General features: G+C 61.6%; 23 protein-coding genes. 9 read left to right on the top strand and 14 right to left on the bottom strand.

Features of this window, described 5'->3' with window-relative positions:
• The first annotated feature begins 42 nt into the window (after positions 1-42).
• The 4 genes from B0W55_RS08470 to B0W55_RS08455 all read left to right on the top strand — a co-directional run bounded on the left by B0W55_RS08470 (position 43) and on the right by B0W55_RS08455 (position 3113).
• Positions 43-318: a DUF493 domain-containing protein gene (locus B0W55_RS08470; RefSeq protein WP_077045559.1), complete on the top strand. Its 276-nt coding sequence runs from the start codon at positions 43-45 to the stop codon at positions 316-318.
• A complete protein-coding gene (gene lipB / locus B0W55_RS08465) occupies positions 318-965 on the top strand; it encodes a lipoyl(octanoyl) transferase LipB (protein WP_077045558.1) in 648 nt (215 codons plus the stop codon). Before B0W55_RS08470 ends, lipB begins: the two co-directional genes overlap by 1 nt.
• A 1-nt stretch (position 966) precedes the next feature.
• A complete protein-coding gene (gene lipA / locus B0W55_RS08460; protein ID WP_077045557.1) occupies positions 967-1989 on the top strand; it encodes a lipoyl synthase in 1023 nt (340 codons plus the stop codon).
• 173 nt (positions 1990-2162) lie between these two features.
• The gene (locus B0W55_RS08455; protein ID WP_077045556.1) at positions 2163-3113 is read left to right on the top strand and encodes an LD-carboxypeptidase; all 951 of its coding nucleotides are present in this window, start codon (positions 2163-2165) and stop codon (positions 3111-3113) included.
• A gap of 131 nt (positions 3114-3244) precedes the next feature.
• Here the strand turns inward: B0W55_RS08455 and B0W55_RS08450 are convergent, their stop codons facing one another.
• The 5 genes from B0W55_RS08450 to leuS all read right to left on the bottom strand — a co-directional run bounded on the left by B0W55_RS08450 (position 3245) and on the right by leuS (position 9290).
• Positions 3245-4567 (bottom strand): lytic murein transglycosylase, encoded by a 1323-nt coding sequence (locus B0W55_RS08450; RefSeq protein WP_077045555.1) that lies wholly within the window; start codon positions 4565-4567, stop codon positions 3245-3247.
• A gap of 63 nt (positions 4568-4630) precedes the next feature.
• Positions 4631-4795, bottom strand: a complete 165-nt coding sequence (arfA, locus tag B0W55_RS08445; RefSeq protein ID WP_077045554.1) for an alternative ribosome rescue factor ArfA — start codon at positions 4793-4795, stop codon at positions 4631-4633.
• Positions 4796-4912: 117 nt separating this feature from the next.
• Positions 4913-5950 (bottom strand): DNA polymerase III subunit delta, encoded by a 1038-nt coding sequence (gene holA, locus B0W55_RS08440; protein ID WP_077045553.1) that lies wholly within the window; start codon positions 5948-5950, stop codon positions 4913-4915.
• 39 nt (positions 5951-5989) lie between these two features.
• Positions 5990-6595 carry an LPS assembly lipoprotein LptE gene (lptE, locus tag B0W55_RS08435; RefSeq protein WP_077045552.1) on the bottom strand — a complete coding sequence of 202 codons (606 nt, stop codon included), beginning with the start codon at positions 6593-6595 and terminating at the stop codon, positions 5990-5992.
• An 88-nt stretch (positions 6596-6683) separates the two neighbouring features.
• On the bottom strand, positions 6684-9290 hold the full coding sequence (leuS, locus tag B0W55_RS08430) for a leucine--tRNA ligase (protein WP_077045551.1): 2607 nt from the start codon (positions 9288-9290) through the stop codon (positions 6684-6686).
• 281 nt (positions 9291-9571) lie between these two features.
• On the opposite strand from leuS, the gene B0W55_RS08425 reads away from it, so the two are divergent.
• Entirely contained in the window at positions 9572-9892 is a 321-nt protein-coding gene (locus B0W55_RS08425; protein ID WP_077045550.1) for a hypothetical protein, read from the top strand.
• A gap of 106 nt (positions 9893-9998) precedes the next feature.
• Positions 9999-10760, top strand: a complete 762-nt coding sequence (locus tag B0W55_RS08420) for a YdcF family protein (RefSeq protein ID WP_077045549.1) — start codon at positions 9999-10001, stop codon at positions 10758-10760.
• 107 nt (positions 10761-10867) lie between these two features.
• Here the strand turns inward: B0W55_RS08420 and lnt are convergent, their stop codons facing one another.
• From lnt to miaB, 5 genes are all read right to left on the bottom strand, one after another.
• Entirely contained in the window at positions 10868-12391 is a 1524-nt protein-coding gene (lnt, locus tag B0W55_RS08415; RefSeq protein WP_077045548.1) for an apolipoprotein N-acyltransferase, read from the bottom strand.
• 15 nt (positions 12392-12406) lie between these two features.
• Entirely contained in the window at positions 12407-13246 is an 840-nt protein-coding gene (locus tag B0W55_RS08410) for an HlyC/CorC family transporter (RefSeq protein ID WP_077045547.1), read from the bottom strand.
• A 5-nt stretch (positions 13247-13251) separates the two neighbouring features.
• Positions 13252-13746 (bottom strand): rRNA maturation RNase YbeY, encoded by a 495-nt coding sequence (gene ybeY / locus B0W55_RS08405; protein WP_077045546.1) that lies wholly within the window; start codon positions 13744-13746, stop codon positions 13252-13254.
• The gene (locus B0W55_RS08400; protein ID WP_077045545.1) at positions 13739-14743 is read right to left on the bottom strand and encodes a PhoH family protein; all 1005 of its coding nucleotides are present in this window, start codon (positions 14741-14743) and stop codon (positions 13739-13741) included. The genes ybeY and B0W55_RS08400 overlap by 8 nt, the downstream gene beginning before the upstream one ends.
• A 226-nt stretch (positions 14744-14969) precedes the next feature.
• Entirely contained in the window at positions 14970-16298 is a 1329-nt protein-coding gene (gene miaB / locus B0W55_RS08395; RefSeq protein WP_077045544.1) for a tRNA (N6-isopentenyl adenosine(37)-C2)-methylthiotransferase MiaB, read from the bottom strand.
• A gap of 135 nt (positions 16299-16433) precedes the next feature.
• Between miaB and B0W55_RS08390 the strand changes: the two genes are divergently transcribed.
• The gene (locus tag B0W55_RS08390; RefSeq protein ID WP_077045543.1) at positions 16434-16763 is read left to right on the top strand and encodes a DUF1820 family protein; all 330 of its coding nucleotides are present in this window, start codon (positions 16434-16436) and stop codon (positions 16761-16763) included.
• Positions 16764-16947: 184 nt separating this feature from the next.
• Here the strand turns inward: B0W55_RS08390 and B0W55_RS08385 are convergent, their stop codons facing one another.
• From B0W55_RS08385 to B0W55_RS08370, 4 genes are all read right to left on the bottom strand, one after another.
• Positions 16948-17502 (bottom strand): tetratricopeptide repeat protein, encoded by a 555-nt coding sequence (locus tag B0W55_RS08385; RefSeq protein WP_077045542.1) that lies wholly within the window; start codon positions 17500-17502, stop codon positions 16948-16950.
• A gap of 225 nt (positions 17503-17727) precedes the next feature.
• Positions 17728-19011 carry a glutamate-1-semialdehyde 2,1-aminomutase gene (gene hemL, locus B0W55_RS08380; protein ID WP_077045541.1) on the bottom strand — a complete coding sequence of 428 codons (1284 nt, stop codon included), beginning with the start codon at positions 19009-19011 and terminating at the stop codon, positions 17728-17730.
• An 18-nt stretch (positions 19012-19029) separates the two neighbouring features.
• On the bottom strand, positions 19030-19653 hold the full coding sequence (thiE, locus tag B0W55_RS08375; protein ID WP_077045540.1) for a thiamine phosphate synthase: 624 nt from the start codon (positions 19651-19653) through the stop codon (positions 19030-19032).
• Positions 19654-19684: 31 nt separating this feature from the next.
• Positions 19685-20482 (bottom strand): hydroxymethylpyrimidine/phosphomethylpyrimidine kinase, encoded by a 798-nt coding sequence (locus B0W55_RS08370; RefSeq protein ID WP_077045539.1) that lies wholly within the window; start codon positions 20480-20482, stop codon positions 19685-19687.
• A 303-nt stretch (positions 20483-20785) separates the two neighbouring features.
• On the opposite strand from B0W55_RS08370, the gene B0W55_RS08365 reads away from it, so the two are divergent.
• Both B0W55_RS08365 and B0W55_RS08360 read left to right on the top strand, forming a co-directional pair.
• Positions 20786-23170, top strand: a complete 2385-nt coding sequence (locus B0W55_RS08365; RefSeq protein WP_077045538.1) for a hybrid sensor histidine kinase/response regulator — start codon at positions 20786-20788, stop codon at positions 23168-23170.
• Between the two features lie 75 nt (positions 23171-23245).
• Complete coding sequence (locus B0W55_RS08360) at positions 23246-24895, top strand: acyl-CoA dehydrogenase family protein (protein ID WP_077045537.1); 1650 nt, start codon at positions 23246-23248, stop codon at positions 24893-24895.
• The last annotated feature ends 78 nt before the right edge of the window (positions 24896-24973 follow it).

The raw sequence follows: 24973 nt of genomic DNA, 5'->3' as shown, positions 1-24973 counted from the left end.
TGTGCCCGTCGCCACGGCTTACGCTTACGAGGCCGTTACGCCATGACCGATACCGAAGTAAAGGCGCCTAAGATCGAATTCCCTGCCAATGATTATCCGGTTAAGGTGATCAGCGATACGGGTGTGGGCAACAAGGACAAGATCATCGACATCGTCCGCAAACACGCCAAGATCAACGATGAGCGTGTGGACGAGCGTCAAAGCAGCAACGGCAAGTACACCACGATTCAGTTGCACATCGTCGCCACCGACCAGGACCAGCTGTACAACATCAACAGCGAACTGCGGGCTACCGGCTTCGTGCACATGGTGCTGTGATGTCCGGTACGTTGGGCTTTCGCGAGCTCGGCCGGATGGCTTACGAGCCTGTCTGGCACGCCATGCAGCGCTTCACCAACGAACGCGGCAGCGATGCCGCCGACGAGGTCTGGCTGGTCGAACACCCACCGGTCTTCACCCAGGGCCAGGCCGGCAAGGCCGAGCACCTGTTGCTGCCGGGGGATATCCCGGTGGTGCAGGTCGATCGCGGTGGTCAGGTGACCTACCACGGTCCCGGACAACTGGTGGTCTACCTGTTGCTGGACGTACGCAAGCTGGGTTTCGGCGTACGTGATCTGGTGACCCGCATGGAGTCATGCCTGATCGAGCTGCTCGCCAGCTACGGCGTGACCGCGGCGGCCAAGCCCGATGCACCGGGTGTCTACGTCGATGGCGCGAAGATCGCTTCCCTGGGGTTGCGCATCCGCCACGGCTGTTCCTTTCACGGCCTGGCCCTGAACGTGGACATGGACCTGGAACCGTTTCGACGGATTAATCCCTGCGGCTATGCCGGGCTGGCGATGACCCAGCTGAGCGAGCACGCAGGATCGATTGAATTTGCCGAGGTAAGTGCCCGGCTGCGCGCGCAGCTCGTCAAACACCTCGACTATGCTGAGCAGACGACCCTCACGGGCGGAATCGACTGATATGACTACTGATGCAGTGCAAACCATGATCCCGACGCTTGATGTCTCCGAGCGTCCGGCCCCGCGTGCCAAGGTTGAAGCCGGCGTCAAGCTGCGCGGCGCCGAGAAGGTTGCACGCATCCCGGTAAAGATCATTCCGACCACGGAACTGCCGAAAAAGCCTGACTGGATTCGCGTGCGCATTCCGGTTTCCCCGGAAGTCGACCGCATCAAGGCCCTGCTGCGCAAACACAAGCTGCACAGCGTCTGCGAAGAGGCGTCCTGCCCGAACCTCGGCGAATGCTTCTCGGGCGGCACCGCGACCTTCATGATCATGGGCGACATCTGCACCCGTCGCTGCCCGTTCTGCGACGTTGGCCACGGTCGTCCGAAGCCACTGGACGTCAATGAGCCGCAAAGCCTGGCCATCGCCATTGCCGACCTGAAACTCAAGTACGTGGTGATCACCTCGGTGGACCGCGACGACCTGCGCGACGGTGGTGCCCAGCACTTCGCCGACTGCATCCGTGAAATCCGCAAATTGTCGCCAAACGTACAGCTCGAAACCCTGGTTCCGGATTACCGTGGCCGCATGGACATCGCGCTGCAAATCACTGCCGCCGAGCCGCCGGATGTGTTCAACCACAACCTGGAAACCGTGCCGCGCCTGTACAAGGCTGCGCGTCCGGGTTCGGACTACCAGTGGTCGCTGACCCTGCTGCAACGCTTCAAGCAGATGATGCCGCACATTCCGACCAAATCCGGCCTGATGCTGGGCCTGGGCGAAACCGACGAAGAAGTCATCGAAGTCATGAAGCGCATGCGCGAACACGACATCGACATGCTGACCCTGGGCCAGTACCTGCAACCGTCCCGTAGCCACTTGCCGGTTCAGCGCTTCGTGCACCCGGACACGTTCGCCTGGTTCGCCGAGGAAGGTTACAAAATGGGCTTCAAGAACGTCGCGTCCGGCCCTCTGGTCCGTTCCTCGTACCATGCCGACGAGCAGGCCAAGCTGGTCAAGGCCGAGCTGATGTCGTCCTGATCCACTGACAGCCTGAAGACGCGCCCGCAAAGCCTTGCGCCTTGCGGGCGTTTTTTTGCCTTGCCCACGGCGATGGCAGCGTTTTCCCGCAGTCCGGAGGCGACGAACCCTCTTCTGTTTGCTCGCGTACCTGACTACTGTGTGTTGAAGATTTCACCCAGGGAGATTCATGGATGACCGTTCGACCAAGCCCCATCCTTTGTCCGCACGTCCCGGTTTCGGCTTTGCCCCTCGAAGGAAGGATCGGCGTCATTGCGCCAGCAGGTCCCGCGCCGCTGGATACCGATAAAGCCGTGCAATGGATGCGCGCCCGTGGCTATTCGCTGAAGATTTTTCCTGGTGTCTACCAGAAGGACGGTTACCTGGCCGGCAGCGATGACATACGCCTGAATGATCTGCACGCCGCGTTCGCCGACAGAGAGGTCGATGCGATCATTTGCCTGCGCGGCGGTTACGGTACACCGAGATTGCTCGATCGCATCGATTTCGAACTGTTGCGCAAAAACGCCAAGCCGTTCGTGGGCTACAGCGATATCACGGCGCTGCATCTGGCGATTAGCCGTTATGCGGGATTCGTGACGTTTCATGGCCCGCTGCTCAATGCGGATTTGCTCGGCGACAGGCAAAAGCCCACCGAGTCGTCGTTCTTCAACATGCTGCGTGGGCAGGTCAAGGCGGGCAGCGTGCTGACGCATCCGGTGGCGTATCCGTTGACGACCATCGAGCCGGGCGTTTCCCACGGACGCTTGCTGGGGGGCAATCTGTCGATGATTGCCGCCACCATGGGCACGCCTTACGAAATTGATGCCGAGGGTGTCATTCTGTTTATCGAGGACATCAACGAGCCGTTGTACCGCATTGACCGGTTGCTCACCCATCTGCGTCTGGCTGGCACCCTGGGCAAGCTGCGTGGGGTATTGGTGGGCGATGTGGCGGGAGTGGAGGCTGCTGCGCTGGATCGACTGATCAAGCAGACCTTCGAGCCTTTGCGAATTCCGGTGTTGTCCGGATGGCGCAGCGGGCATTGTGACCCGAACCTGACACTGCCGATGGGCGCGCTGGTGAGGTTGGATGCGGGGAAAAAGGAATTGGTATTGGAGCAGGATGTGGTGGTCAAGCCATAACGAGTCGGCACCAGACAGTCAGTCTTCGCGAGCAAGCCCGCTCCCACCTTCGACCGTATTTTCATGAATGAACTCGGTCAAACCTGTGGGAGCGGGCTTGCTCGCGAAAGCGGTGTCAGCTTTACGGCTGACTATCTGTTACGCAAACCTTCCAGCAACTTGTGCGTCGGATACCCATCCGCCGGCCAGCCAAGCGACTGCTGCGCACTGCGAATAGCCTTGCGGGTATTGGCACCGATAATGCCGTCTGCAGTGCCCGCGTCATAATTTTGCGCGCTCAGCAGATTCTGTAGTTCGATGCGCTCGGTGCGGCTCAGGGGCAAATCATCTTTCGGCCAGGTGCCACTGATCAGGCCCCCACCATCGAAGCGCTGCGACAACAAGCCGACCGCCAACGCGTAAGACGACGAATTGTTGTACTTGAGAATTGCCCGGAAGTTATCCAGCACCAGGAACGCCGGGCCACGATAACCCGCCGGCAGCAGCAATGCCGCGGACAACTGTTCCGAGCCTGCCGGAACCTGGCCGCCATTGGGCAGCACTACACCCAATTGCCGCCATTCGGCGACGCTCTTGCGAATCGTGCCATCGGCCAGCACGTAGTTGAAATTGCCCGGCAGTTGCACTTCAAAGCCCCACGGCTGGCCTTTCTGCCAACCGGAGCTTTGCAGGTAGTGCGCGGTCGAGGCCAGGGCATCGGTGGCGCTGCCCCAGATATCGCGGCGACCGTCGCCATCGAAGTCGACAGCGTGGGTGTTGTAGGTGGTGGGAATGAATTGGGTCTGGCCCATGGCGCCGGCCCAGGAACCGAGCATCTTCTCGGGTTCGATATCGCCCTGCTGCAGGATTTGCAGCGCGGCGATCAATTGCGCATGGGCAAACCCTGGACGACGGCCTTCATAAGCCAGGGTCGCCAGTGAGTTGATCACAGACTTGCTGCCCTGGAACTGGCCGAAGTTGCTTTCCATGCCCCACACCGCGACCAATGCCTGGCGGTCAACGCCGTAGCGCTGTTCGATGCTCTGCAAAATGCCATCGTACTGGCTGACCAAGGCCTGGCCTTTACGCACCCGCAACGGCGACAGGGCGCCGTCGAGGTATTCCCACACCGGGCGGGAAAACTCCGGCTGGCTGCGGTCGGCACGGATCACGCTCGGGTCGAAGCTGACGTTGGCGAAAGCGCGATCGAACAGGTCGGCACGAATACCGGCGGCCAGGGCATCCTTGCGGAATCCCGCCTGCCATTCGGCGAAGGTCTGGGTCGGCTGGATGTCGAGGTTTTCGCCGCTCGGTACCACGGGGGCGACGACGGCTGGGGCGGTGGCGACAGGCAGTGTCTGAAGCGGCTGTGCGTCGGCGGCGGTCGGTTTTTCCGCGCAGGCGACTAGCAAAATGAGGCTGGAGGCAGCGATCAGTTGGCGAAGGTGCCAACGACGGGAAAGACTGAGGGGCATGCACGGGTCCAGGGAGAACGAATCAGGTACAGACCTTAACATGTTGAGCCGATGCTTGCCTTTTCAGGCGGCCAGAAAGTAAGAAGCCTCCCAGTTGTCAGACTGGAAGGCTTCGCGGCGGTAGCTGCCTTTGCCCTTGCCGGCGCGTTCCTGACGGCTGCGGAACAGTGGCTGGGCGACGATGGATTTGGCCTTGTTGGGGCCATGCGTTGATGGCTTTTTACTCATGATCTGATCTCTCGATTAAGTGGTTTTCGCGGGTGGCAATAATCTGCCGAAGTTGGGGGGGCTGTCTAGTCCCTGCATTGTGTAGGACCTTTCGCTGAACGCTATGGCAGCTGGCGCTTATTCGGCAGGCAGCGAAAGCCGTTGGCCAGCCATCAACAACGTCAAGCGACTCAGGCTCATCCACGGGGACCCCGCCGCCTGGCCCTTGATCTGCGCGTCGATACGCTGAGCTTCGAGCAGCAACTGCGCCCAGCGTGGCGCCGAATAGCGTTGCAGGGCCTTGCTCATCAGGGGCTTGCGCTTGTCCCATACTGGCGGCCGGGCCTGGCTGAAGGCTTTGTCCAGCGGTGTGCCCTGACTGTATTGCAACGAAATATTAGCCAGCAGACGCAGCTCCCGGGCCAGTGCCCAGAGAATCACCGGCGGTTCGACGCCTTCACCGCGCAGGCCTTCGAGCATGCGCAGGGCGTGGGCGGCTTCACCATTGAGGATCGCATCGGTCAAGCCGAAGACATCGAAGCGCGCACTGTCGGCAACCGCTGCCTGTACGGTTTCGATGGTGATCTGACCGCCTTCGGCCATCAGCTTGAGCTTCTCGATTTCCTGAGCGGCGGCCAGCAGGTTGCCTTCGACCCGTGCGGCAATCAGTTCGACGGCATCCTGACTGGCGGACAGACCGGCCTGGGACAAACGCTGACGGATCCAGCTCGGCAATTGGCTGGCATCCACCGGCCAGATCTGCACGAACTGCGTCTGTGGGCCTTCGACCAGGGCCTTGCCCCATTTGGTCTTCTGCGCACTGCCGTCGAGCTTCGGCAAGCTGATCAGCAGCACCGTGTCATCGGCCGGTCGCGAGCAGTATTCGATGAGCGCGGCGGCACCCTTGTCTCCGGGTTTACCGGAAGGCAGGCGCAGTTCCAGCAGGCGTTTTTGCGCGAACAACGACATGCTGGCGCCGGCCTGCAGCAACGTGCCCCAGTCGAAACTGGCGTCGGCGGCAAAGACCTGGCGTTCATCGAAGCCCTGCTGGCGAGCGGCGGTACGAACAGCGTCGGCAGCTTCCTGACACAGCAAGGGGTCATCGCCGCTGATGATGTAGACCGGCGACAGGGCACCTTGCAGATGCTTGGAGAGTTGGGCGGGGGCGAGCTTCATAAGAGAGGGCGAACGGGGCGCCTGAGCGCCCCGTAAGTCTTATTGCTGCGGGATTTCGAGCGGCGACTGACGCGGTGTTTCCGCTTCAGCCTTCTGCGCTGCTTCCAGTGCCGCGGCTTCGGCCTTGGCCTTGGCTTCGGCGGTCTGCTGCAACTGCGCCAACTGAGTCGGGGAGATCTGCTGCAGACGCAGCATCATGCGTTGCACCAGGTCGCGACGCATGTCCTTGCGGGCGTCGGCGGCTTCCTGGTCAGAACCCACCAGGTTGTTGCCGTCGTGGATGAAGACCTTTTCCACTTCGAGCTTGTCAGCCATCAACTCCAGGTTGCCCTGGCTGAGAATGGTGTAGTTGAGCACCGTGTTCAGTTGATATTCGCCAGTACGGCCGGCACCGGCGTAGCTGAGGATGCGCTGGGTTTCCTGCTCATTGTTGAGCACCAGCTTGTACGGCGCGCCGGTATACACCTTGACCCCACTGTTGCCGAGCACCTGGCGCAGTTGGGTCACGGTGTCGCCGTAGGCATTACGGGCGCTGACGTCGAGTTCCTTGATCGCCAGTTCGGTAGTGCCGGTGCCGCGCAGCTGGAAACCGCAGGCGCTCAGCAGGACCGCGAGGCCTATCACCAGCAAGTTGCGTTTGATCATTGTGTTGCTCCCCTTGAAACCATGTGGGCCGTTCAAGCGGCCCGAAAGGTTTTACTCGGCGCCAGGCTCAGCCAGGCGCCTGATCCAATTAGCTGGCGACGATGTTGACCAGTTTCCCGGGCACCACGATCACTTTACGAATGGTCAGACCGTCGACGAAACGCAGCACGTTCTCGTTGGCCCGTGCCGCGGCTTCGACTTCTTCGCGGCTGGCGCTGGCCGGCATTTCGATGTGGCCGCGCAGCTTGCCGTTGACCTGAATCACCAGTTGCAGGCTGTCCTGCACCAGCGCGCTATCATCCAGCACCGGCCAACCGGCGTCGATCACCGGGTCGGCGTGACCCAGGCGATTCCACAGTTCGTGGCAGATGTGCGGGGTGATCGGGGCGAGCAGCAGTGTGACGGTTTCCAGGCCTTCCTGAACGAGTGCGCGATCCTGCCCGGTACCTTGCGGGGCTTTCTCCAGCACGTTCATCAGCGTCATCACCTGGGCGATGGCGGTGTTGAACTTGTGGTTCTGGCCCACGTCATGGCTGGCCTGCTTGATGGCCTGGTGGATCGAACGACGGATGGCTTTTTGCTCGTCGCTCAGGCTGGCGATGTCCAGTTTGCCCGGCAGGCCCTGGGTGACGTGGGCTTGAGCCAGACGCCAGACGCGCTTGAGGAAGCGGTGCGAGCCTTCCACGCCGGAGTCGGACCATTCGGCGCTCATGTCCGGTGGCGAGGCGAACATCATGAACAGGCGGCAGGTGTCGGCACCGAACTGGTCGATCATCGATTGCGGGTCGACGCCGTTGTTCTTCGACTTGGCCATCTTCTCGGTGCCGCCGATTTCCACCGGCAGGCCGTCCGCGATCAGCTTGGCGCTGATGACCTTGGCCTTGCTGTCGCGTTCGAGTTCGACGTCCGCCGGGTTGAACCAGGTGTAGGCACCGTTGGCTTCGCGGCGATAGTACGTCTCGGCGATCACCATGCCTTGGGTCAGCAGGTTCTTGAACGGCTCGTTGGAGCTGACCAGGCCTTCGTCGCGCATCAGCTTGTGAAAGAAACGCGCGTACAGCAGGTGAAGAATCGCGTGCTCGATGCCGCCAATGTACTGATCGACCGGCAACCAGTGGTCGGCCGCGGACTTCTCCACCAGGCCGCCCTCGAAGTGCGGTGAGGCGTAGCGGGCGTAGTACCACGAGGACTCGACGAAGGTGTCCATGGTGTCGGTTTCACGCTTGGCAGGCTGGCCGCATTTCGGGCAGTTGCACTCGTAGAACTCGGGCATGCGCGCCAATGGCGAGCCAGCGCCATCAGGTACGACGTCTTCCGGCAATACCACCGGCAATTGATCTTCCGGCACCGGCACATCACCGCAGCTGTCGCAGTGGATAATCGGGATCGGGCAACCCCAGTAACGCTGACGGCTGATGCCCCAGTCGCGCAGGCGGAACTGGGTGCGCGAGGCGCCGAGGTTTTTCTTGATCAGGGCCACTTCGATGGCATCGAAGGCGCCGGCGAAATCCAGGCCGTCGAACTCTCCGGAGTTGATCAGCGTGCCGTGCTCGCCGTAGGCGTCCTGCCACGGGGCCGGGTTGGTCTCGCCGGAACTGGTGCGCACTACCGACTTGATCGGCAGGTTGTATTTGGTGGCGAACTCGAAATCACGTTCGTCGTGGGCCGGCACGGCCATGACCGCGCCATCGCCGTAGTGCATCAGCACGTAGTTGGCGACCCACACCGGGAGCTTTTCACCGGTCAGCGGGTGCTCGACGAACAGCGAGGTCGGTACGCCCTTTTTCTCTTGAGTGGCGACGTCGGCTTCGGCGACGCTGCCGCCCTTGCATTCAGCGATGAACGCTTGCAGCTCGGGATTGTTCTGCGCGGCCAGGGTGGCCAGCGGGTGCTCGGCGGCCACGGCGACATAGGTCGCGCCCATCAGGGTGTCCGGACGGGTCGTGAAAACTTTCAGGGCACCGGCTTCGCCGATGGAATCGACGTTGTACGGGAACTGCACTTCCATGCCGCGGGACTTGCCGATCCAGTTGCGCTGCATGGTCTTGACCTGTTCAGGCCAGCCAGTCAACTCGTCGAGGCTCTCCAGCAGCTCATCCGCGTAGGCAGTGATCTTGAAGTAGTACATCGGGATTTCGCGCTTTTCGATCAGCGCGCCGGAGCGCCAGCCGCGTCCGTCGATCACCTGTTCGTTGGCCAGGACAGTCTGGTCCACCGGGTCCCAGTTCACGGTGCCGTTTTTACGGTAGATCACGCCTTTTTCGAACAGGCGGGTGAACAGCCATTGTTCCCAGCGGTAGTAATCGGGCTTGCAGGTGGTCACTTCACGGGACCAGTCCACCGCCAGGCCGAGGCTGCGCAGCTGGTTTTTCATGTAGGCGATGTTTTCGTAGGTCCACTTGGCGGGCGCTACGTTGTTCTTCATCGCGGCGTTTTCCGCCGGCATGCCGAAGGCGTCCCAACCCATGGGTTGCAGAACGTTCTTGCCTTGCATGCGCTGGTAGCGGGAGATCACGTCGCCGATGGTGTAGTTGCGCACGTGCCCCATGTGTAGCTTGCCGCTGGGGTAAGGGAACATCGACAGGCAGTAGTAAGTCTCCTTGCCTGGCTGTTCACTGACTTCAAAGGACTTTTGCTCGTCCCAGAACGACTGGGCGGCGGCTTCTATTTCACGGGGCTGATATTGTTCGTGCATGGCTACTTTTGAACTGAATAGGGGTGGCCTAATCCTCTTCAATGCAACGCTGGACGATGAAGGCGCCGATTCGGCGTTTTCTGTGCCCGGACGAGCTGGAAGTGGAGTTACAGGAAGCGCCGTAGCATACATGACCGCACTGGACCGAGGGAAACCCTGATTAGCGCCGCGCATCCGGCCAAAACCGCTGCGAGGGCCGTTGGTCGCGGCGTTCAGCCGGTTTGTACATGGAAGCTAAGCTCTAACTGGGGAGTAGGTCTTATCTTCCAATGAGGTGAGGGATGGTGGAGTCACAGCGTAAAGCTACAAAACCGGAGCTGTACGAAAGACTGATCGATCGTCTGGGCATGGCGCTGGAAGCGGCAAAAACCGCCGGCCGGCTGCGGGACGAGCGTCCGCTGGAGCTGGAGTTGCGCGGCCTGAGCCCTGCAGAGTTTGCACTGGTCAAGGCGTACCTGGATCGCAGTGAGCGTGAGACGCACGGATGCTTGTCCGAAGCGGTGAAGCAGCTCGACGCACCACGTTCTGCCAAGATCATCTGGCTCAAGGACAAAGTTCCCGGTAGAGACGCGGTAAAGGTCCGGTCTCTGCAATTCAAGTAAGGGTATAGAGCCATGCTCCATGGTTTTTTGAAGCCCGGTCCTTCCGTATTTATTGTCGCATTGCGTCAACCCACTTAGGCTTCGGGCATCTTCATGGAGATGCTCGATGCCTTTTCGTTATTTCGTGAAACAACTCCTTCTGCCCCCCGGCATTTTATTGCTGCTGCTTTTGTTCGCCTGGTGGTTGCGCCGCTCAAGGCCGCGGCTTGCCGGGGTGTGTTTTGCGCTTGGCCTGGGAGGTCTCTGGCTCATGAGCTTGCCGGTGGTGGTGCAATGGGGGGCCGGGCTGCTCGAACGCGAGCCGCCGCTGGCCCGGGACGAATGGGCAACGCTGGGGCAGCGTGCGCAGGCCATCGTTGTGCTGGGGTCGGGGCGTGAGCGAGGTGATGTGGCGTGGGGTTCAGATCAGCCGACGGGCGTCGGCCTGGAGCGTCAACGTTATGCAGCCCGATTGGCCAAGGCCTCGGGCCTGCCAGTGTTGACCAGTGGCGGGCTGCATTACGGAACGCCACCCAGCGAGGCGCAATTGATGGCTGATTCCTTGCGCGATGATTTCGGTGTGACGGTGCGTTGGCAAGAAGGGCAGAGCCGTACCACGTGGGAAAACGCGCAAATGACGGCCAAGGTGTTGTTGCCCGAGGGCATCAAGCGCGTGGTGGTGGTGACCCAGGCTGCACACATGCCTCGCGCGGTCTGGAGCTTCAAGAAAGCGGGGTTTGACGTGGTGCCGGCACCGGTCGGGTTTCTGGGCGGCAGCGATGATGAGCCGCTGGGCGGCTGGATGCCGGAGTTCAAGGCGATCTGGCGCAGCGGGCAGTTGATGAACGAGGCGGTGGGGCAGGTGGGGTATTCGTTGTTTTACCGCTGAGAGCTCTTTGTGGCGAGGGAGCTTGCTCCCGCTGGGGCGCGAAGCGGCCTCAAAAAGGGACTGCTGCGCAGTCAACGGGAGCAAGCTCCCTCGCCACCAAAGCCCTGTCAGACGGTCTTGGCCATGCGGCTCGCCACCAGTGCCCAACCGAACAAGAATAAGCAAACAATGATCAACGGCCACGAGCGCCATTGCAGGTAAGGCGTCAGGTTGTGCATTGGCACGACTTCGCCATACAGGATGCCGCGCTCGAATTGCGGGATCTGCGCCGTGATCTGGCCAAACGGATTGATCAGGCCGGTCACGCCGTTGTTGGTGGCACGGATCATCCAGCGTCCGGCTTCCAGGGCTCGCATCTGGGCCATCTGCAAATGTTGCAGCGGGCCGATGGACGTGCCGAACCAGGTGTCGTTACTGATCGTCAGCAGCAGATCGCTTTGCGCGGCAAGTCCGGCGGCGAACTCCGGATACACCACTTCGTAGCAGATGAAAGGCGCGATCTGGTAACCCTTGGCTTGCAGCATGGGCTGGTCGGCAGGGCCCCGGGCGAAGTCCGACATCGGCAGGTCGAAGAACGCGATCAGTCCGCGCAATACATCCTGCAGCGGCACGTACTCGCCGAACGGCACCAGTTTCTGCTTCAGGTAAGTGCCGTCGCCTTCGCCCAGCACCGTAATGCCATTGAAGAAACGCTTCTGGTGATGGACCACTTCGCGGATCGGCACGCCGGTAATCAGGGCAGATTTACGCTCCGAGGCGAAATTCCCCATCATGTCCAGATAGCCCTGGGCCGACTCCTTGAGTACCGGCACCGCGGTTTCAGGCCAGATCAGCAGGTCCACGGGTCTGGACGTGAAACTCATGTCGCGGTACAGCGCCAGCTGCGCGTTGAGCTGCGCCGGGTCCCACTTCATGCTTTGTTCGACGTTGCCCTGGAGTGCGGCGACGCTCAAGGGTGCGCCTGCCGGGCTGGTCCAGGCATGGTGCTTGAGCGCCAGTGCGGCCACCCATGGCCCGACCAGCAGCAGAACACCCACCGCGATAAAGCCTTTGCGGCCGGTACGGATCAGGCGCATGCCGTTGTAGATCAGGGCGGCGGTCAGGGCGAGGGTGAAGGAGATCAGCCACATCCCGCCGACGGGGGCGAGCCCGGTCAATGGCCCGTCGAGTTGGCTGTAGCCAGAGTAGAGCCACGGGAAACCGGTGAGGAACCAGCCGCGAAAGGCTTCCTGGCCGACCCACAGCGCGGCAAACGCCAGTGCGTCGGCCAGTGGTGCTTCGTTGCGGCGCAACCAGCGCGCCCAGAGCCAGGCGGGCAGGGCAAAGAACCAGGCGATCGCGGCGGTGAACAACAGCATCAGGAAGCCGGCCAGCAGCACCGAGGCGCCGCCGAAATGGTGAATGCTGTAGTAGATCCAACTGGTACCGGCGCCAAACAGGCCGAAGCCGAAGCACCAGCCGCGGCCCAGGGCCTGGCGCGGGCTCAGCTCGCGCAGGCCGGCATAGAACAGGCCGACCGCCAGCAAAGCCAACGGCCATATATCGAACGGCGCCAGGGCCAGGGTGGTGATTGCACCGGCCGCCATGGCCAGCAGGTTACCGGGCCAGCCGGGGCGGGTCAGACGATGCATTTCAATCCTTAATATTTATCGTGCGATAGGCGTCAGGCGCAGCAAATGAATCCGACGGCTGTCGGCGTTCAGGATGCGGAAGCGCCAGGAGCCGATTTCGGTGATTTCGTTGCGTTTTGGCAAGTGCCCGAACGCGCTCATCACCAGGCCGCCGACGGTGTCGAACTCGTCGTCGGAGAATTCGCTGTCGAAGAATTCGTTGAAATTCTCGATCGGCGTCAGGGCCTTGATCAGGAAATCACCGCTGGGCAGCGGCTTGATGTAGCTGTCCTCTTCGACGTCATGCTCGTCCTCGATGTCGCCGACGATTTGCTCGAGCACGTCCTCGATGGTCACCAGGCCCGCCACGCCGCCGTATTCGTCGATGACGATGGCCATGTGGTTATGGTTGGCGCGGAATTCGCGCAGCAGCACATTCAGGCGCTTGGACTCCGGCACGAAGGTGGCCGGGCGCAGCAGGTCCTTGATGTTGAAGCTGTCGCCGTTCTCCTTGAGGATCAACGGCAGCAAGTCCTTGGCCAGCAGCACACCCATCACGTCATCGTGGCTTTCGCCGATCACCGGGTAGCGGGAGTGGGCCGAGTCGACCACGGCAGGCAGGAACTCGCGGGGTGTCTGGGTCGCCTTGATGCTGATCATCTGCGAGCGCGGGACCATGATGTCCCGAACCTGCAGGTCAGCGACCTGGATGGCGCCTTCGACGATGGCCAGCGCCTCGCTGTCCAACAGTTTGTTCTGGTGTGCGTCGCGCAGCAGCTCCAGCAGCTCCTGGCGGTTCTTCGGCTCGTGGGCAAAAGCCTGGGTCAGTTTACCCAGCCAGGACTTCTGCCCGTTGCTCGATCGATCTTCGCTCATAGCGATTACTCTGAATCCTTTGTTGTAACGGTAGGGGATGTTTCGGTTTCGTCGTCCGCGTACGGATCGGGGTAGCCCAGTTCTGCAAGCAAGGTACGTTCCAGTGCTTCCATCTCCTCGGCTTCCTCGTCCTCTATATGGTCGTAACCCAATAGATGCAAGCAGCCGTGGATCACCAGATGCGCCCAATGGGCGCTCAGTGCCTTGCCTTGTTCCGCGGCTTCGCGCTCGACCACGGCGACACAGATCACCAGGTCGCCCAGCAGCGGGATGTCGAGGAACTCGTCCGGCACATCGGCCGGGAATGACAAGACGTTAGTTGCGTAATCCTTCTGCCGCCAGGTGTGGTTCAGCTCGCGGCCTTCGGCTTCGTCGACCAGGCGAATGGTCATCTCGGAGTCGGCGCTGCGCTGACGCAGGGCCAGCTCGCACCATTGACGGAACTCGGCTTCGCTGGGGGCGGGCGCCTGGGTCGCGATTTGCAGGTCAAGCTCAAGCATCGCGGCGGTTGTCCTTCGGCGCTTGATCCTCGGCGCGATTTTCGAAGCGCTCGTAGGCTTCGACAATGCGCTGCACCAGCGGGTGGCGCACGACGTCCTTGGGCTGGAAATGCGTGAAGCTGATGCCCGGCACGTCTTTCAACACTTCGATCACATGGTGCAGCCCGGACTTGGTGCCGCGCGGCAGGTCGACCTGGGTGATGTCGCCGGTAATGACGGCGGTCGAGCCGAAGCCGATCCGGGTCAGGAACATTTTCATCTGCTCGACGGTGGTGTTCTGGCTTTCGTCGAGGATGATGAAACTGTTGTTCAGCGTGCGGCCACGCATGTAGGCCAGCGGCGCGACTTCGATGACCTGGCGCTCGATCAGCTTGGCGACGTATTCGAAGCCAAGCATCTCGTAGAGCGCGTCATAGAGCGGGCGCAGGTACGGGTCGATTTTCTGGCTCAGGTCGCCCGGCAGGAAGCCGAGTTTTTCCCCGGCTTCAACCGCCGGGCGTACCAGCAGGATGCGACGGATCTGTTCGCGTTCCAGTGCATCGACCGCGCAGGCCACGGCCAGGTAGGTCTTGCCGGTACCGGCCGGGCCGATGCCGAAGTTGATGTCGTTGCCAAGGATTTCCTTCACGTAGCGCTGCTGATTCAAGCCGCGAGGGTGAATCATGCCTTTTTTGGTGCGCAGGGCGACGGAGGCGGTGGCGGGCGAGTGGTTGTCCAGCTCTTCGACAGCGGATTCCTGCAGGAACAGGTGAACCATGTCTGGCGACAGCTCGGTCCCCTTGGTTTCCCGGTACAGGCGGCGCAGCAGGTTTTCCGCGGAGGTGGTGTGTTTGCGCTCGCCGATCAGCTCGAACTGGTTTCCGCGGTTGCGGATCTCGATGGTCAGGCGCTGTTCGATCAAGCGCAGATGCTCGTCGAATTGCCCGCACAGATTGGCGAAGCGGCGAGCCTCAAAAGGCTCGAGAATGAAACGATGTGGTTCGATGGGTGCGTTCAAGGTCGTATTTAGCCGCCCTGGGGCAATAGTGATGAAATAGAGGATAACGCCAGTGGCTCGGGTGCGAAAGCTCTTAAATGGTTGCCGGAATTTGGCCATTGAACTCTGGTGAGGGGGTTATCCCAGCTGGGATGCATGGCCGTCCCCTTTTTTGGGGCCGCTTCGCAGCCCGGCGGGGATAAATCCCCTCACCACAAAAACCTTTCTGCCATATGGGAGTTCAGTGTTACGAAATCAACGAACCCCGCAACGAATGCGGCTGGGCGGCATCGATGTGCACATCGGCGAACTGGCCGATCAGGGTCGGATTGTCGCAGCGGAAATTGACGATACGGTTATTTTCGGTCCGGCCTTGCAGTTCGCCCGGGTCTTTCTTCGAATAATCGGTCACCAGAATCCGCTGAATCGAACCGACCATTTGTCGGCTGATCTCGAAACCTTGCTGGTTCAGGCGATGTTGCAGGGCGTTGAGGCGCTCTTTCTTCAACTCCTCCGGGGTGTCATCGGCCAGATCGGCGGCCGGAGTGCCCGGGCGCTGGCTGTAGACGAACGAGTAGGAGAAGTCGAAACCGACGTCCTGGATCAGCTTCATGGTCTGTTCGAAGTCTTTTTCGGTCTCGCCGGGGAAGCCGACGATAAAGTCCGAACTGATGCAGATGCCCGGCACTGCCGCCCGCAGTTTGCGCAGTTTGGATTTGTATTCCAGTGCGGTGTGGTTGCGCTTCATCGCCGCGAGGATGCGGTCCGAGCCGGACTGCACCGGCAAGTGCAGGTGTTTGACCAGCTCCGGCACCTCGGCGTGGGCCTGGATCAGGCTGTCGGAGAACTCCAGCGGATGCGAGGTGGTGTAGCGGATGCGGTCGATGCCATCGACAGCGGCCACCACCCGGATCAATTCGGCGAGATCCGCCAGGCGACCGTCATGGGTCGCGCCGCGATAACCGTTGACGTTCTGCCCCAGCAGCGTCACTTCCCGCACGCCGTTTTCGGCCAGGTGAATGATCTCGGCCAACACGTCGTCGAACGGCCGGCTGACTTCTTCGCCGCGGGTATAAGGCACCACGCAGAAGGTGCAGTACTTGCTGCAGCCTTCCATCACCGACACGTAGGCGCTCGGGCCGTCGATGCGCGGTTCGGGCAAGTGGTCGAACTTTTCGATTTCCGGGAACGAGACGTCGACTTGCGGCAGTTTGCTGCTGCGCGCCGCGTCGATCATTTCCGGCAGGCGGTGCAAGGTCTGCGGGCCGAACACCACGTCGACATAGGGCGCGCGATCGCGGATGGCGGCGCCTTCCTGGCTGGCCACGCAGCCGCCGACGGCAATCACCATGTCCGGGTTGGCCAGTTTCAGTTCGCGCCAGCGACCCAGTTGCGAGTAGACGCGATCCTGGGCGCGTTCGCGGATCGAGCAGGTGTTGAGCAGGATCACGTCGGCGTCTTCAGCGCGGGCGGTGACTTCCAGGGCCTGGTGTTCGCCCAGCAGATCCACCATGCGCGAGCTGTCGTACTCGTTCATCTGGCAACCGTGGGTTTCGATGTAAAGCTTCTTGGCCATGGAAAAGGGTCATCACGTGGTTCGGAGAACCGCGCATTATAGGGAACAAGTTCCAAGGTTCCTACCGCTGTGCGTCCGGTGGCTATGCTATAGTTCGCCCCCTCTTTTTATCCCCCGATGTGTTGCTCGCCCACCATGACCAAACGTGAAGCTCCAATCTACAAGGTGATTTTCCTCAACCAGGGCCAGGTGTTCGAAATGTACGCCAAGCAGATCTATCAGAGCGATCTGTGGGGCTTTCTGGAAGTGGAAGAGTTCGTCTTCGGCGAGCGCACGCAGGTTGTCGTCGATCCGAGCGAAGAAAAGCTCAAGGCGCAGTTCGAAGGCGTGGTGCGCAGTTTCGTGCCGATGCATTCGATCGTGCGCATCGACGAAGTCGAACGCCTGGGCACCCCGAAAATCAGCGAAGCCCGCGGCGCGGTCGGCAATGTGATGCCGTTTCCGGTGCCGATGCCTGAGAAGTAATTCGAAATAGCCGCAAGCGAGCTTTTGTGGCGAGGGAGCTTGCTCCCGTTCGGCTGCGAAGCAGTCGCAAGACCGAAGCGCGCGGTGTGTCAGGCGGAGTGTGATTGCAGGGTTTAGGGCCGCTTCGCACCCCAGCGGGAGCAAGCTCCCTCGCCACAACAAGCTCCCTCCCAGTCAGCGGTATTCAGGGCAGCGGCGCAAACGGCGTGCGCCCATCGGCGCTCTGCAGTTCCATCAGGTATTTGCGGAAGATCTGCCCGAGTACCTGGGTGGCGACTTCCAGTTCTTCGCGGGGCATTTGCTCGGTGACTTCGTCGGCTGTGTCCAATGCATCTTCAGCGCCGTTGACCGCCGCCATTTTCAGCAGGATGTAGGCCTGAACGTTGTTGGCCGGCACGCCTTCGCCGTGGAAGAACATGGTGCCGAGTTTGAATTGCGCCTGGGCGTGGCCTTGCAACGAGGCCTTCTCGAAATAGCTCAGGGCTTGATTGAGGTCGCGCGGCGCATTCTTGCCTTCGTAGTAGAACTCACCCAACTCATATTGCGCTTGTGCATCCCCTTCATCCGACGCTTTCTGGCAGGCGGCGATGGCCTGTGCCAGGTCTTGCGGCTGGGTATTGAGGGTGCAGCGACCCATCGCTGGGATCAACAACGAGTTACCGCCTGCTTGTGCGAGCGCGAGCAGGGGCTGAAGGAGCAACAGGCAGCCCATTGAAAGGGCGCGGCCGGTGCGGTTCATGGGAATCGACTTACCTCTGAAGGGCGCGCGGACCCAACGAGGGGATCCAATAAGCGCGCATTATGAAATAAGCAGGGCCAACCTTACAAAGTCTTTACTCGTTTTTCTGCTGCGCGGGGAATATATCGCCCACTTTGCTGGGGATTGTTGGCAGATGCGTAGGAAAAAGCGCGGGAGTGTAGGTGAAAGCTGACGCTGGCAATGGCCAACGTCAGCGGACCCGCGTTATTTCAGTGCGGCGAAGGCACGCTCGGCGGCGTCCAGGGTCAGTTTCAACTCGGCTTCGCCGTGGGCGATCGAGGTGAAACCGGCTTCGAAGGCGCTCGGTGCCAGGTAGACGCCACCTTCGAGCATCAGGTGGAAGAAGCGACCGAACAGTGCGGCATCGCTGGCCATCACGTCATCGAACGTCACGATGTCGTCGGCACCGCTGAAGTACAGACCGAACATGCCCCCGGCCTGGGTGGTCACGAATGGAATGCCGGCGGCATCGGCGCGTACTTGCAGGCCATCGAGCAGACGCGTGGTGTAGTCGGTCAGCTCGGCGTGGAAGCCCGGACGGCTGATCAGGCGCAGGGTCGTCAGGCCGGCCGCCATCGCCAGCGGGTTCCCCGACAAGGTACCGGCCTGGTACACCGGGCCGAGCGGGGCGATACGCGACATGATCTCGCGCTTGCCGCCGAAGCAGCCGACCGGCATGCCGCCACCGATGATCTTGCCGAAGGTGGTCAAGTCCGGCGTCACGCCGTAGTGAGCCTGGGCGCCGCCGAGGGCGACACGGAAGCCGGTCATCACTTCATCGAAAATCAGCACCACGCCATGCTTGTCGCACAGGGTCCGCAGGCCTTCGAGGAAACCCGGCGCTGGCGGTACGCAGTTCATGTTGCCGGCCACCGGCTCGACGATGATGCAGGCCACGTCCTGGCCGACTTCAGCGAGCATGGCTTCAACGGCGTCGATGTCGTTGAACGGCAGGGTCAGGGTGTGTTTGGCGAACGCCGCCGGCACGCCGGCCGAGCTTGGCACGCCCTGGGTCAGGGCACCGGAGCCAGCCTTGACCAGCAGGCTGTCGGAATGACCGTGGTAGCAGCCTTCGAATTTGATGATGCTGTCGCGGCCGGTGAAACCACGGGCCAGACGGATCGCGCTCATGGTCGCTTCGGTGCCGGAGCTGACCATGCGCACCATGTCCATCGACGGCACCAGGGAGCAGACCAGGTCCGCCATCTGGGTTTCCATCTCGGTCGGTGCGCCGTAGGACAGACCGTGTTCCAGCTGCTTGCGCACCGCATCCAGCACGTCCGGGTGGCTGTGGCCGAGAATCATCGGGCCCCAGGAACCCACGTAATCCACATAGCGCTTGTTGTCTTCGTCGGTGACGTAGGCGCCTTCGGCGTGCTTGAAGAACAACGGCGTGCCGCCAACGCTCTTGAACGCGCGAACCGGGGAGTTCACGCCACCGGGGATATGCTTCTGGGCGTTGGCAAACAGGGTTTCGGAACGAGACATGATCGGATTCTCAGATTTTTAAATGGAAAGCAATTCGTTGAAGGCGCGGGCGCGACGGGTCACTTCAGCCGTGCTCTGGGCGCCGAACAATCCGTGCACCACCGCCAGCAGATCAACCCCGTGGGCCACCAGCGGTGCGGCGTTTTCAAGGGTGATGCCGCCAATCGCGCAGATTGGCAGGTGCAGCTGTTTACGCGCCTGGTCGAGCAGGTCGAGGCTGCAGGTCGGTGCGCCGGGCTTGGTGTTGGAATTGAAGAAACGGCCGAAGGCGACGTAAGTGGCGCCTTCCTTTGCGGCTTGCTCGGCGAGTTCAAGTTGCGCGTGGCAGGTCGAACCGATGATGGCCCTGGAACCGAGCAAGGCGCGGGTCGGGGACAACGGGCCATCGGTCTGGCCCAGGTGCACGCCGACGTTCAGTCGTGCGGCCAGTTCGGCGTCATCATTGATGATCAACCGGGTCTTGTAGCGGTCGCACAAATCGCGCAGGGTTTCGGCTTCCCGCAGACGGCGGGCTTCGTCGCTGCTCTTGTCGCGGTATTGCAGCAGGGTGACGCCGCCTTCCAGCGCGGCCTCCACGTACGACAGGAATTTGCCGGCCAGCAACTGGCTGTCGGTAATGGCGTACAGGCCACGTAGTTTCATCAGGCAAGCCTCACCGCATCACGAAAAGAAGTTACGAACAGAAGTCCAGCGGCAGGCGGCGAGGCACGAACTGGCCTTTGCCCAACTGCTCGGCATCACGCAGGGTGCGCCATGTGTAGTTAAGTGCAGTCTGCACGGCGCTGGCGAGGTTTTCGCCCTGGGCCAGACGACCGGCCAGGGCGCTGGCCAGGGTGCAGCCGGAGCCGTGGTAGCTGCCGGGCAGACGCTGGCAGGTGTAGGTTTCGCGCAGGCCGTCGCGGCTGTACAGGCGATTGTGGATTTCGGTTTCGTCGCCGTGACCGCCGGTGATCAGCAAGTGTTTTACAAACGGCAGGAGCTTTTCGGCGCACTCGTCCGCGGTGCCTTCTGGCAGTTCGGCCAGGATGCGGGCTTCAGGGAGGTTGGGGGTGGCGATGATCGACAGGGGCAGCAGGCGTTCGCGCATGGCGTAGCCGACTTCGTCCTTGCCCAGTCGCCCGCCGCCGCCGGCGCGCAGCACCGGGTCGCAGACCACCGGCAAGTGCGGGTTCGCCGAAAGCAGTTCGACAACGGTGTCGACCATTTCCAGGGAACCGAGCATGCCCAGTTTGACCGCAGCGACGTCGGAGTCGTTGAGCACGGCATTGGCCTGGGCCAATACCCACTCACGGTCGAGGACGCGGAAGTCAGTGACATTGACCGTGTCTTGCACGGTCAGGGCGGTGACGGCCGGAGCCGCATGGCAACCCTGGGCGAGCAGGGCTTCGATATCTGCCTGCAAGCCGGCGCCACCACTTGGGTCGTGGCCGGAGAGACAGAGGACAACGGGGCGTGAGCTGTAGATATTCATGGTGCGCGAGCTTACCACCAGTCGACCAGGTAGTCATGAAGGTCCCTTTAGCGGTTGCCGAGCCTGCGCGGCGGCTGCAAAGTCCAATAGCGGGGTGAACGGACCCATGGCGCTGTCGCCGGAATATTCGCTGTAACGCCCGTTCTAGAGCCTTTTCAGGAAATATTTCTGTAGTGTTTAATGGCAATCAGCCGCTATGCTAGAGTGGATTCAAACAAATAATAGAAAACACCGGTTTGACGTCTGCTCAAAAGGAATGGGGGGACTTGCTGACGGGACCGGAAAGGCCACGCTGGGGCATAAATGCGCTATTTGCTGATGTTGCTGTTGTGTTTGCCCTTTTTGGCGAACGCCGTCGAGTTCGATGAGTTCACTCAAAGCCTGCCCTTGGGCAAATCCCTGCAAGTGTTTGAAGACGTCGACGGCCAGGCGAGCATTGGCGATGTGCGACTGCAAGCGGCGTCCGGCAACTTCAAGCCGCACCACAAGGCGACCCTCAACGCCGGTTATTCGCGTTCGGTGTTCTGGCTGAAAATCGACCTTCACTATCGCCCGACCAACCCGGCGGCGCAGCGCACCTGGCTGCTGGAACTGGCCTATCCGCCCCTCGATCGCCTGGACCTGTATTTGCCCGACGCAGCCGGCAACTATCAATTGGTCCGCGAGACTGGCGACGCCTTGCCGTTCGCCACGCGCGAGATCCGCCAGAATAATTATCTGTTCAACCTGAATTTCGCCCCCGAACAGGCGCAAACCGTTTACCTGCGCCTGCAAAGCCAAGGCTCGATCCAGGCGCCGGTCACGCTGTGGTCCAGCACCGCGTACCTGGAAGAGCAACCGGTGCGGCTGTACGTGCTAGGGCTGATTTATGGCGTGCTGCTGGGGATGCTGGTCTACAACCTGTTCATCTTTCTCAGCGTGCGCGATACCAGTTACCTGTACTACATCTTCTACATTGCCTCGTTTGGCCTGTATCAGCTGTCGGTAAACGGCGCCGCCGTACAGTACTTCTGGCCGGACAATCCCTGGTGGGCCAACGCCGCCACACCGTTTTTCATCGGATGTGCCGGGTTGTTCGGCAGTCAATTCGCCCGCAGCTTCCTGCAGACCGCCACCCATAGCCGCTGGCTGGACCGCGTGTTGCTGGCGCTGGTGCTGTTCAGCGCACTGGTGGTCGGCCTGTCGTTGATGACCAGCTATGCCCTGGCCCTGCGCCTGGCGACGGCCCTGGCGCTGACCTTCACCGTGGTGATTTTTGCCGCAGGGATTTTCGCCTGGCTTCGCGGCTTGCGGGTTGCGCGCTATTTCATCATTGCCTGGTCGGCGTTCCTGCTCGGCGGCATCATCAATACCCTGATGGTCCTGGGCTACCTGCCGAACGTTTTCCTGACCATGTATTCCAGCCAGATCGGCTCGGCCATCGAGGTGGCACTGTTGTCCCTGGCCCTGGCAGACCGCATCAACGCGATGCGCGAACAGCAGGCGCAGACCCTGCTCGATGCCGGGCAGAAACTGGAAGTGCTCAACCAGCAACTGGCACGCAGCAACCAGCTCAAGGACGAATTCCTCGCCACCCTGACCCACGAACTGCGCACGCCCATGAACGGTGTGATCGGCTCGCTGGAGTTGATGCAAACCGTGGAAATGGACCCGGAGCTGGAGCAATACCAGCAGACCGCCGCGGGATCGGCGCGGGACATGATGCGCATGGTCAACGGTATTCTCACCCTGACCGAGTTGCAGGCGGGCAAGCTCACGGCTTCCCCTTCGGCCTTCAGCCTGCGCGGCGTGGTGGAAGCCATGCGTGTGCAGTTCGAGGGCAATGCCACGGGCAAGTCGCTCGATTTCAAGGTCGACGTGGCGCCGAATGTGCCGGACCGCCTGTACGGCGACAGCGCCAGGCTGGTGCAATGCCTGGAGTGCCTGCTCGATAACGCCATCAAGTTCACCCGGGTCGGTGGGGTGGCGTTGCGGGTGACCGGCAAGACCGTCAAACCCAATCGACTGGCGTTGACCTTTGCCGTGATCGACACCGGCATCGGCTTCACCGATCTGGGCGAGGCGACCCTGTACCAGCGCTTCTTCCAGGTCGACGGTTCGATGACCCGCGAGTATGGCGGCCTGGGCATCGGCCTGGCGATTTGCCGGCAACTGATCGAATTGCTCGGCGGTCGCCTGACTCACCGTTCCGAACCGGGGCGCGGCAGTCGTTTCCAGCTCGATGTCGAGTGCGACATTCAAGCGAGCGAGGCGCCGCCGCTGTCGTTCATGACCCGCGAACTGCCACGGGTGCGGTTGCCGCAGGATTGCACGGTGCTGCTGGTGGATGACAACAGCATCAATCAACTGGTGATGCGCGGCATGTTGCTCAAGCTGGGCTTCCGGGTGCGCACCGCCGACACCGGCAGCGCAGCGCTCGACATCCTGCAACGGGACAGCTTCGATGCGGTGCTGCTCGACTGCCAGTTGCTACCGTTGGAGGGCGTGTCGGTCTGCTGCCAGATCCGGGCGTTGCCCGGTTGCACCGAATTGCCACTGTTCGTGATTGCCCAAGGTGTGGATCGAGAGCGCTGCCCGACCGGCGCGTTGATCGACTACCTGAGCAAACCGGTGAAATTTGAAGACTTGCAGGCGGCCCTCTATCGTCGGGTCCTCTGCGCGCAACAAGGCGAAAGCGCCGGAAGTTAGGCAGATATGACACTTTGTTCGGCCAAGGGACGGTGCTTAACTGAAATCCCCTTGGCTGACCAAAGGAGCCCTGCCATGAACCTGCACCAGTTCGCCGAAACCCACGAAGTGACCAATCAGCCGCCATCGCTGGATGGCGCCAACCTGTATCGCATCGATTTGCCACTACAGGAATGGTCGCGGCGTTTCGGGGCCGGTTGGGCCGAATCGCGGATCGACGCTTACGGCGCACTGGCAGGCGGGCCGTTGATGGAAGCGGGGTTCCTCGCCAATGAGAACAAACCGGTGTTCAGCAGTCACGATCGCTACGGCCATCGTATCGACCTGGTGGAGTTTCACCCGGCCTATCACCAGTTGATGCGTACCGCCATCGAACACGGGCTGACCTCGCTGCCCTGGGCGCAGCCGCAGGACGGCGCCCATGTCGCCCGCGCCTCCATGACCTATCTGCACAGTCAGGCCGAAGCTGGCAGTGGCTGCCCGCTGACCATGACCTTCGCCAGCGTCCCGGCAATGCGTCTGCAACCGGACCTGGTGGAGAAATGGCTGCCGAAAATCCTCTCCACCGAATACGACCCGCGCAACGTCGGCATGGCGCACAAACCGGGTGTCACCATCGGCATGGCCATGACCGAGAAACAGGGCGGCACCGATGTGCGGGCCAACACCACCAAGGCCTACCCGGTAGGGGCCGGCGGCCCTGGTCAGGCGTACGAACTGGTGGGCCACAAGTGGTTCTGCTCGGCGCCGATGTGCGACGCCTTCCTGACCCTGGCCCAGACCGACAAGGGCCTGACCTGTTTCCTGCTGCCGCGCCATCGCCCGGACGACACCCGCAACCAGTTCTATATCCAGCGTCTGAAAAACAAGCTTGGCAACTGCTCCAACGCTTCCAGCGAAGTGGAGTTCCGTGGCGCCCTGGCCTGGATGGTCGGCGAAGAAGGCCGGGGCGTGCCGACCATCATTGAAATGGTCGCCATGACCCGTTTCGATTGCATGGTAGGTTCCAGTGCCTTGATGCGCCAGGCGCTGACCCAGGCCAGCCATCACTGCGCCCACCGTTCTGTCGGCGGCAGACCGCTCAGCGAGCAGCCGTTGATGCAGAACGTGCTGGCCGATCTGGCGCTGGAAAGCGAAGCGGCCCTGGCCCTGAGCCTTCGCATGGGTCGGGCGCTGGATCACCTGGACGATTCGCAAGAGGCAAAATTCGCCCGGCTGGTGACGGCCGTGGGCAAGTACTGGATCTGCAAACGCGCGCCGGCGATGATCAACGAAGCCGCCGAGTGCATGGGCGGCGCCGGTTATGTCGAGGACAGCATCCTGCCGCGGCTGTACCGCGAGGCACCGGTCAACTCGACATGGGAAGGCTCCGGCAACGTGCAATGCCTGGACGTGTTGCGCGCCCTGTCGAAAGAGCCGGGGGTGCTCGATGCGTTGTTCAGTGAATTGGGCGATGGCCATGGCGACAAGCGTCTGGCGGCGCACATCGCTCAATTGCAGGCGGCGTTCAAGGACACCAGCGACATCCAGTACCGCGCCCGACAATTGACCGAAGACATCGCCCTGGGACTGCAGGCCAAGCTGTTGCTGGAGGCGGGGAGTTCGGTGGTCAGTGATGCGTTTATCGCCAGCCGTCTGGGCACCAACGGCCGAGTGTACGGTGCCTTGCCGCGAGGGCTGGACGTGGAAGCCATCGTCGCCCGTTCGACGCCGCAAGGTTTCTGAGCACTGCTTGACCTGTGGGAGCGGGCTTGCTCGCGAAAGCGGTGTGTCAGTCACCCCCTGTATGACTGACACACCGCT

The organism is Pseudomonas sp. KK4, from assembly GCF_001984065.1.
GTDB lineage: Bacteria > Pseudomonadota > Gammaproteobacteria > Pseudomonadales > Pseudomonadaceae > Aquipseudomonas.
This window is presented reverse-complemented; position numbering and strand designations above follow the sequence as displayed.

Excerpts from the sequence above, each read along its gene's own strand:
- B0W55_RS08470 (WP_077045559.1), top strand. The coding sequence starts at position 43 with ATGACCGATACCGAAGTAAAGGCGCCTAAGATCGAATTCCCTGCCAAT.
- lipB (WP_077045558.1), top strand. The coding sequence starts at position 318 with ATGTCCGGTACGTTGGGCTTTCGCGAGCTCGGCCGGATGGCTTACGAG.
- lipA (WP_077045557.1), top strand. The coding sequence starts at position 967 with ATGACTACTGATGCAGTGCAAACCATGATCCCGACGCTTGATGTCTCC.
- B0W55_RS08455 (WP_077045556.1), top strand. The coding sequence starts at position 2,163 with ATGACCGTTCGACCAAGCCCCATCCTTTGTCCGCACGTCCCGGTTTCG.
- B0W55_RS08450 (WP_077045555.1), bottom strand. The coding sequence starts at position 4,567 with ATGCCCCTCAGTCTTTCCCGTCGTTGGCACCTTCGCCAACTGATCGCT.
- arfA (WP_077045554.1), bottom strand. The coding sequence starts at position 4,795 with ATGAGTAAAAAGCCATCAACGCATGGCCCCAACAAGGCCAAATCCATC.
- holA (WP_077045553.1), bottom strand. The coding sequence starts at position 5,950 with ATGAAGCTCGCCCCCGCCCAACTCTCCAAGCATCTGCAAGGTGCCCTG.
- lptE (WP_077045552.1), bottom strand. The coding sequence starts at position 6,595 with ATGATCAAACGCAACTTGCTGGTGATAGGCCTCGCGGTCCTGCTGAGC.
- leuS (WP_077045551.1), bottom strand. The coding sequence starts at position 9,290 with ATGCACGAACAATATCAGCCCCGTGAAATAGAAGCCGCCGCCCAGTCG.
- B0W55_RS08425 (WP_077045550.1), top strand. The coding sequence starts at position 9,572 with ATGGTGGAGTCACAGCGTAAAGCTACAAAACCGGAGCTGTACGAAAGA.
- B0W55_RS08420 (WP_077045549.1), top strand. The coding sequence starts at position 9,999 with ATGCCTTTTCGTTATTTCGTGAAACAACTCCTTCTGCCCCCCGGCATT.
- lnt (WP_077045548.1), bottom strand. The coding sequence starts at position 12,391 with ATGCATCGTCTGACCCGCCCCGGCTGGCCCGGTAACCTGCTGGCCATG.
- B0W55_RS08410 (WP_077045547.1), bottom strand. The coding sequence starts at position 13,246 with ATGAGCGAAGATCGATCGAGCAACGGGCAGAAGTCCTGGCTGGGTAAA.
- ybeY (WP_077045546.1), bottom strand. The coding sequence starts at position 13,746 with ATGCTTGAGCTTGACCTGCAAATCGCGACCCAGGCGCCCGCCCCCAGC.
- miaB (WP_077045544.1), bottom strand. The coding sequence starts at position 16,298 with ATGGCCAAGAAGCTTTACATCGAAACCCACGGTTGCCAGATGAACGAG.
- B0W55_RS08390 (WP_077045543.1), top strand. The coding sequence starts at position 16,434 with ATGACCAAACGTGAAGCTCCAATCTACAAGGTGATTTTCCTCAACCAG.
- B0W55_RS08385 (WP_077045542.1), bottom strand. The coding sequence starts at position 17,502 with ATGAACCGCACCGGCCGCGCCCTTTCAATGGGCTGCCTGTTGCTCCTT.
- hemL (WP_077045541.1), bottom strand. The coding sequence starts at position 19,011 with ATGTCTCGTTCCGAAACCCTGTTTGCCAACGCCCAGAAGCATATCCCC.
- thiE (WP_077045540.1), bottom strand. The coding sequence starts at position 19,653 with ATGAAACTACGTGGCCTGTACGCCATTACCGACAGCCAGTTGCTGGCC.
- B0W55_RS08370 (WP_077045539.1), bottom strand. The coding sequence starts at position 20,482 with ATGAATATCTACAGCTCACGCCCCGTTGTCCTCTGTCTCTCCGGCCAC.
- B0W55_RS08365 (WP_077045538.1), top strand. The coding sequence starts at position 20,786 with ATGCGCTATTTGCTGATGTTGCTGTTGTGTTTGCCCTTTTTGGCGAAC.
- B0W55_RS08360 (WP_077045537.1), top strand. The coding sequence starts at position 23,246 with ATGAACCTGCACCAGTTCGCCGAAACCCACGAAGTGACCAATCAGCCG.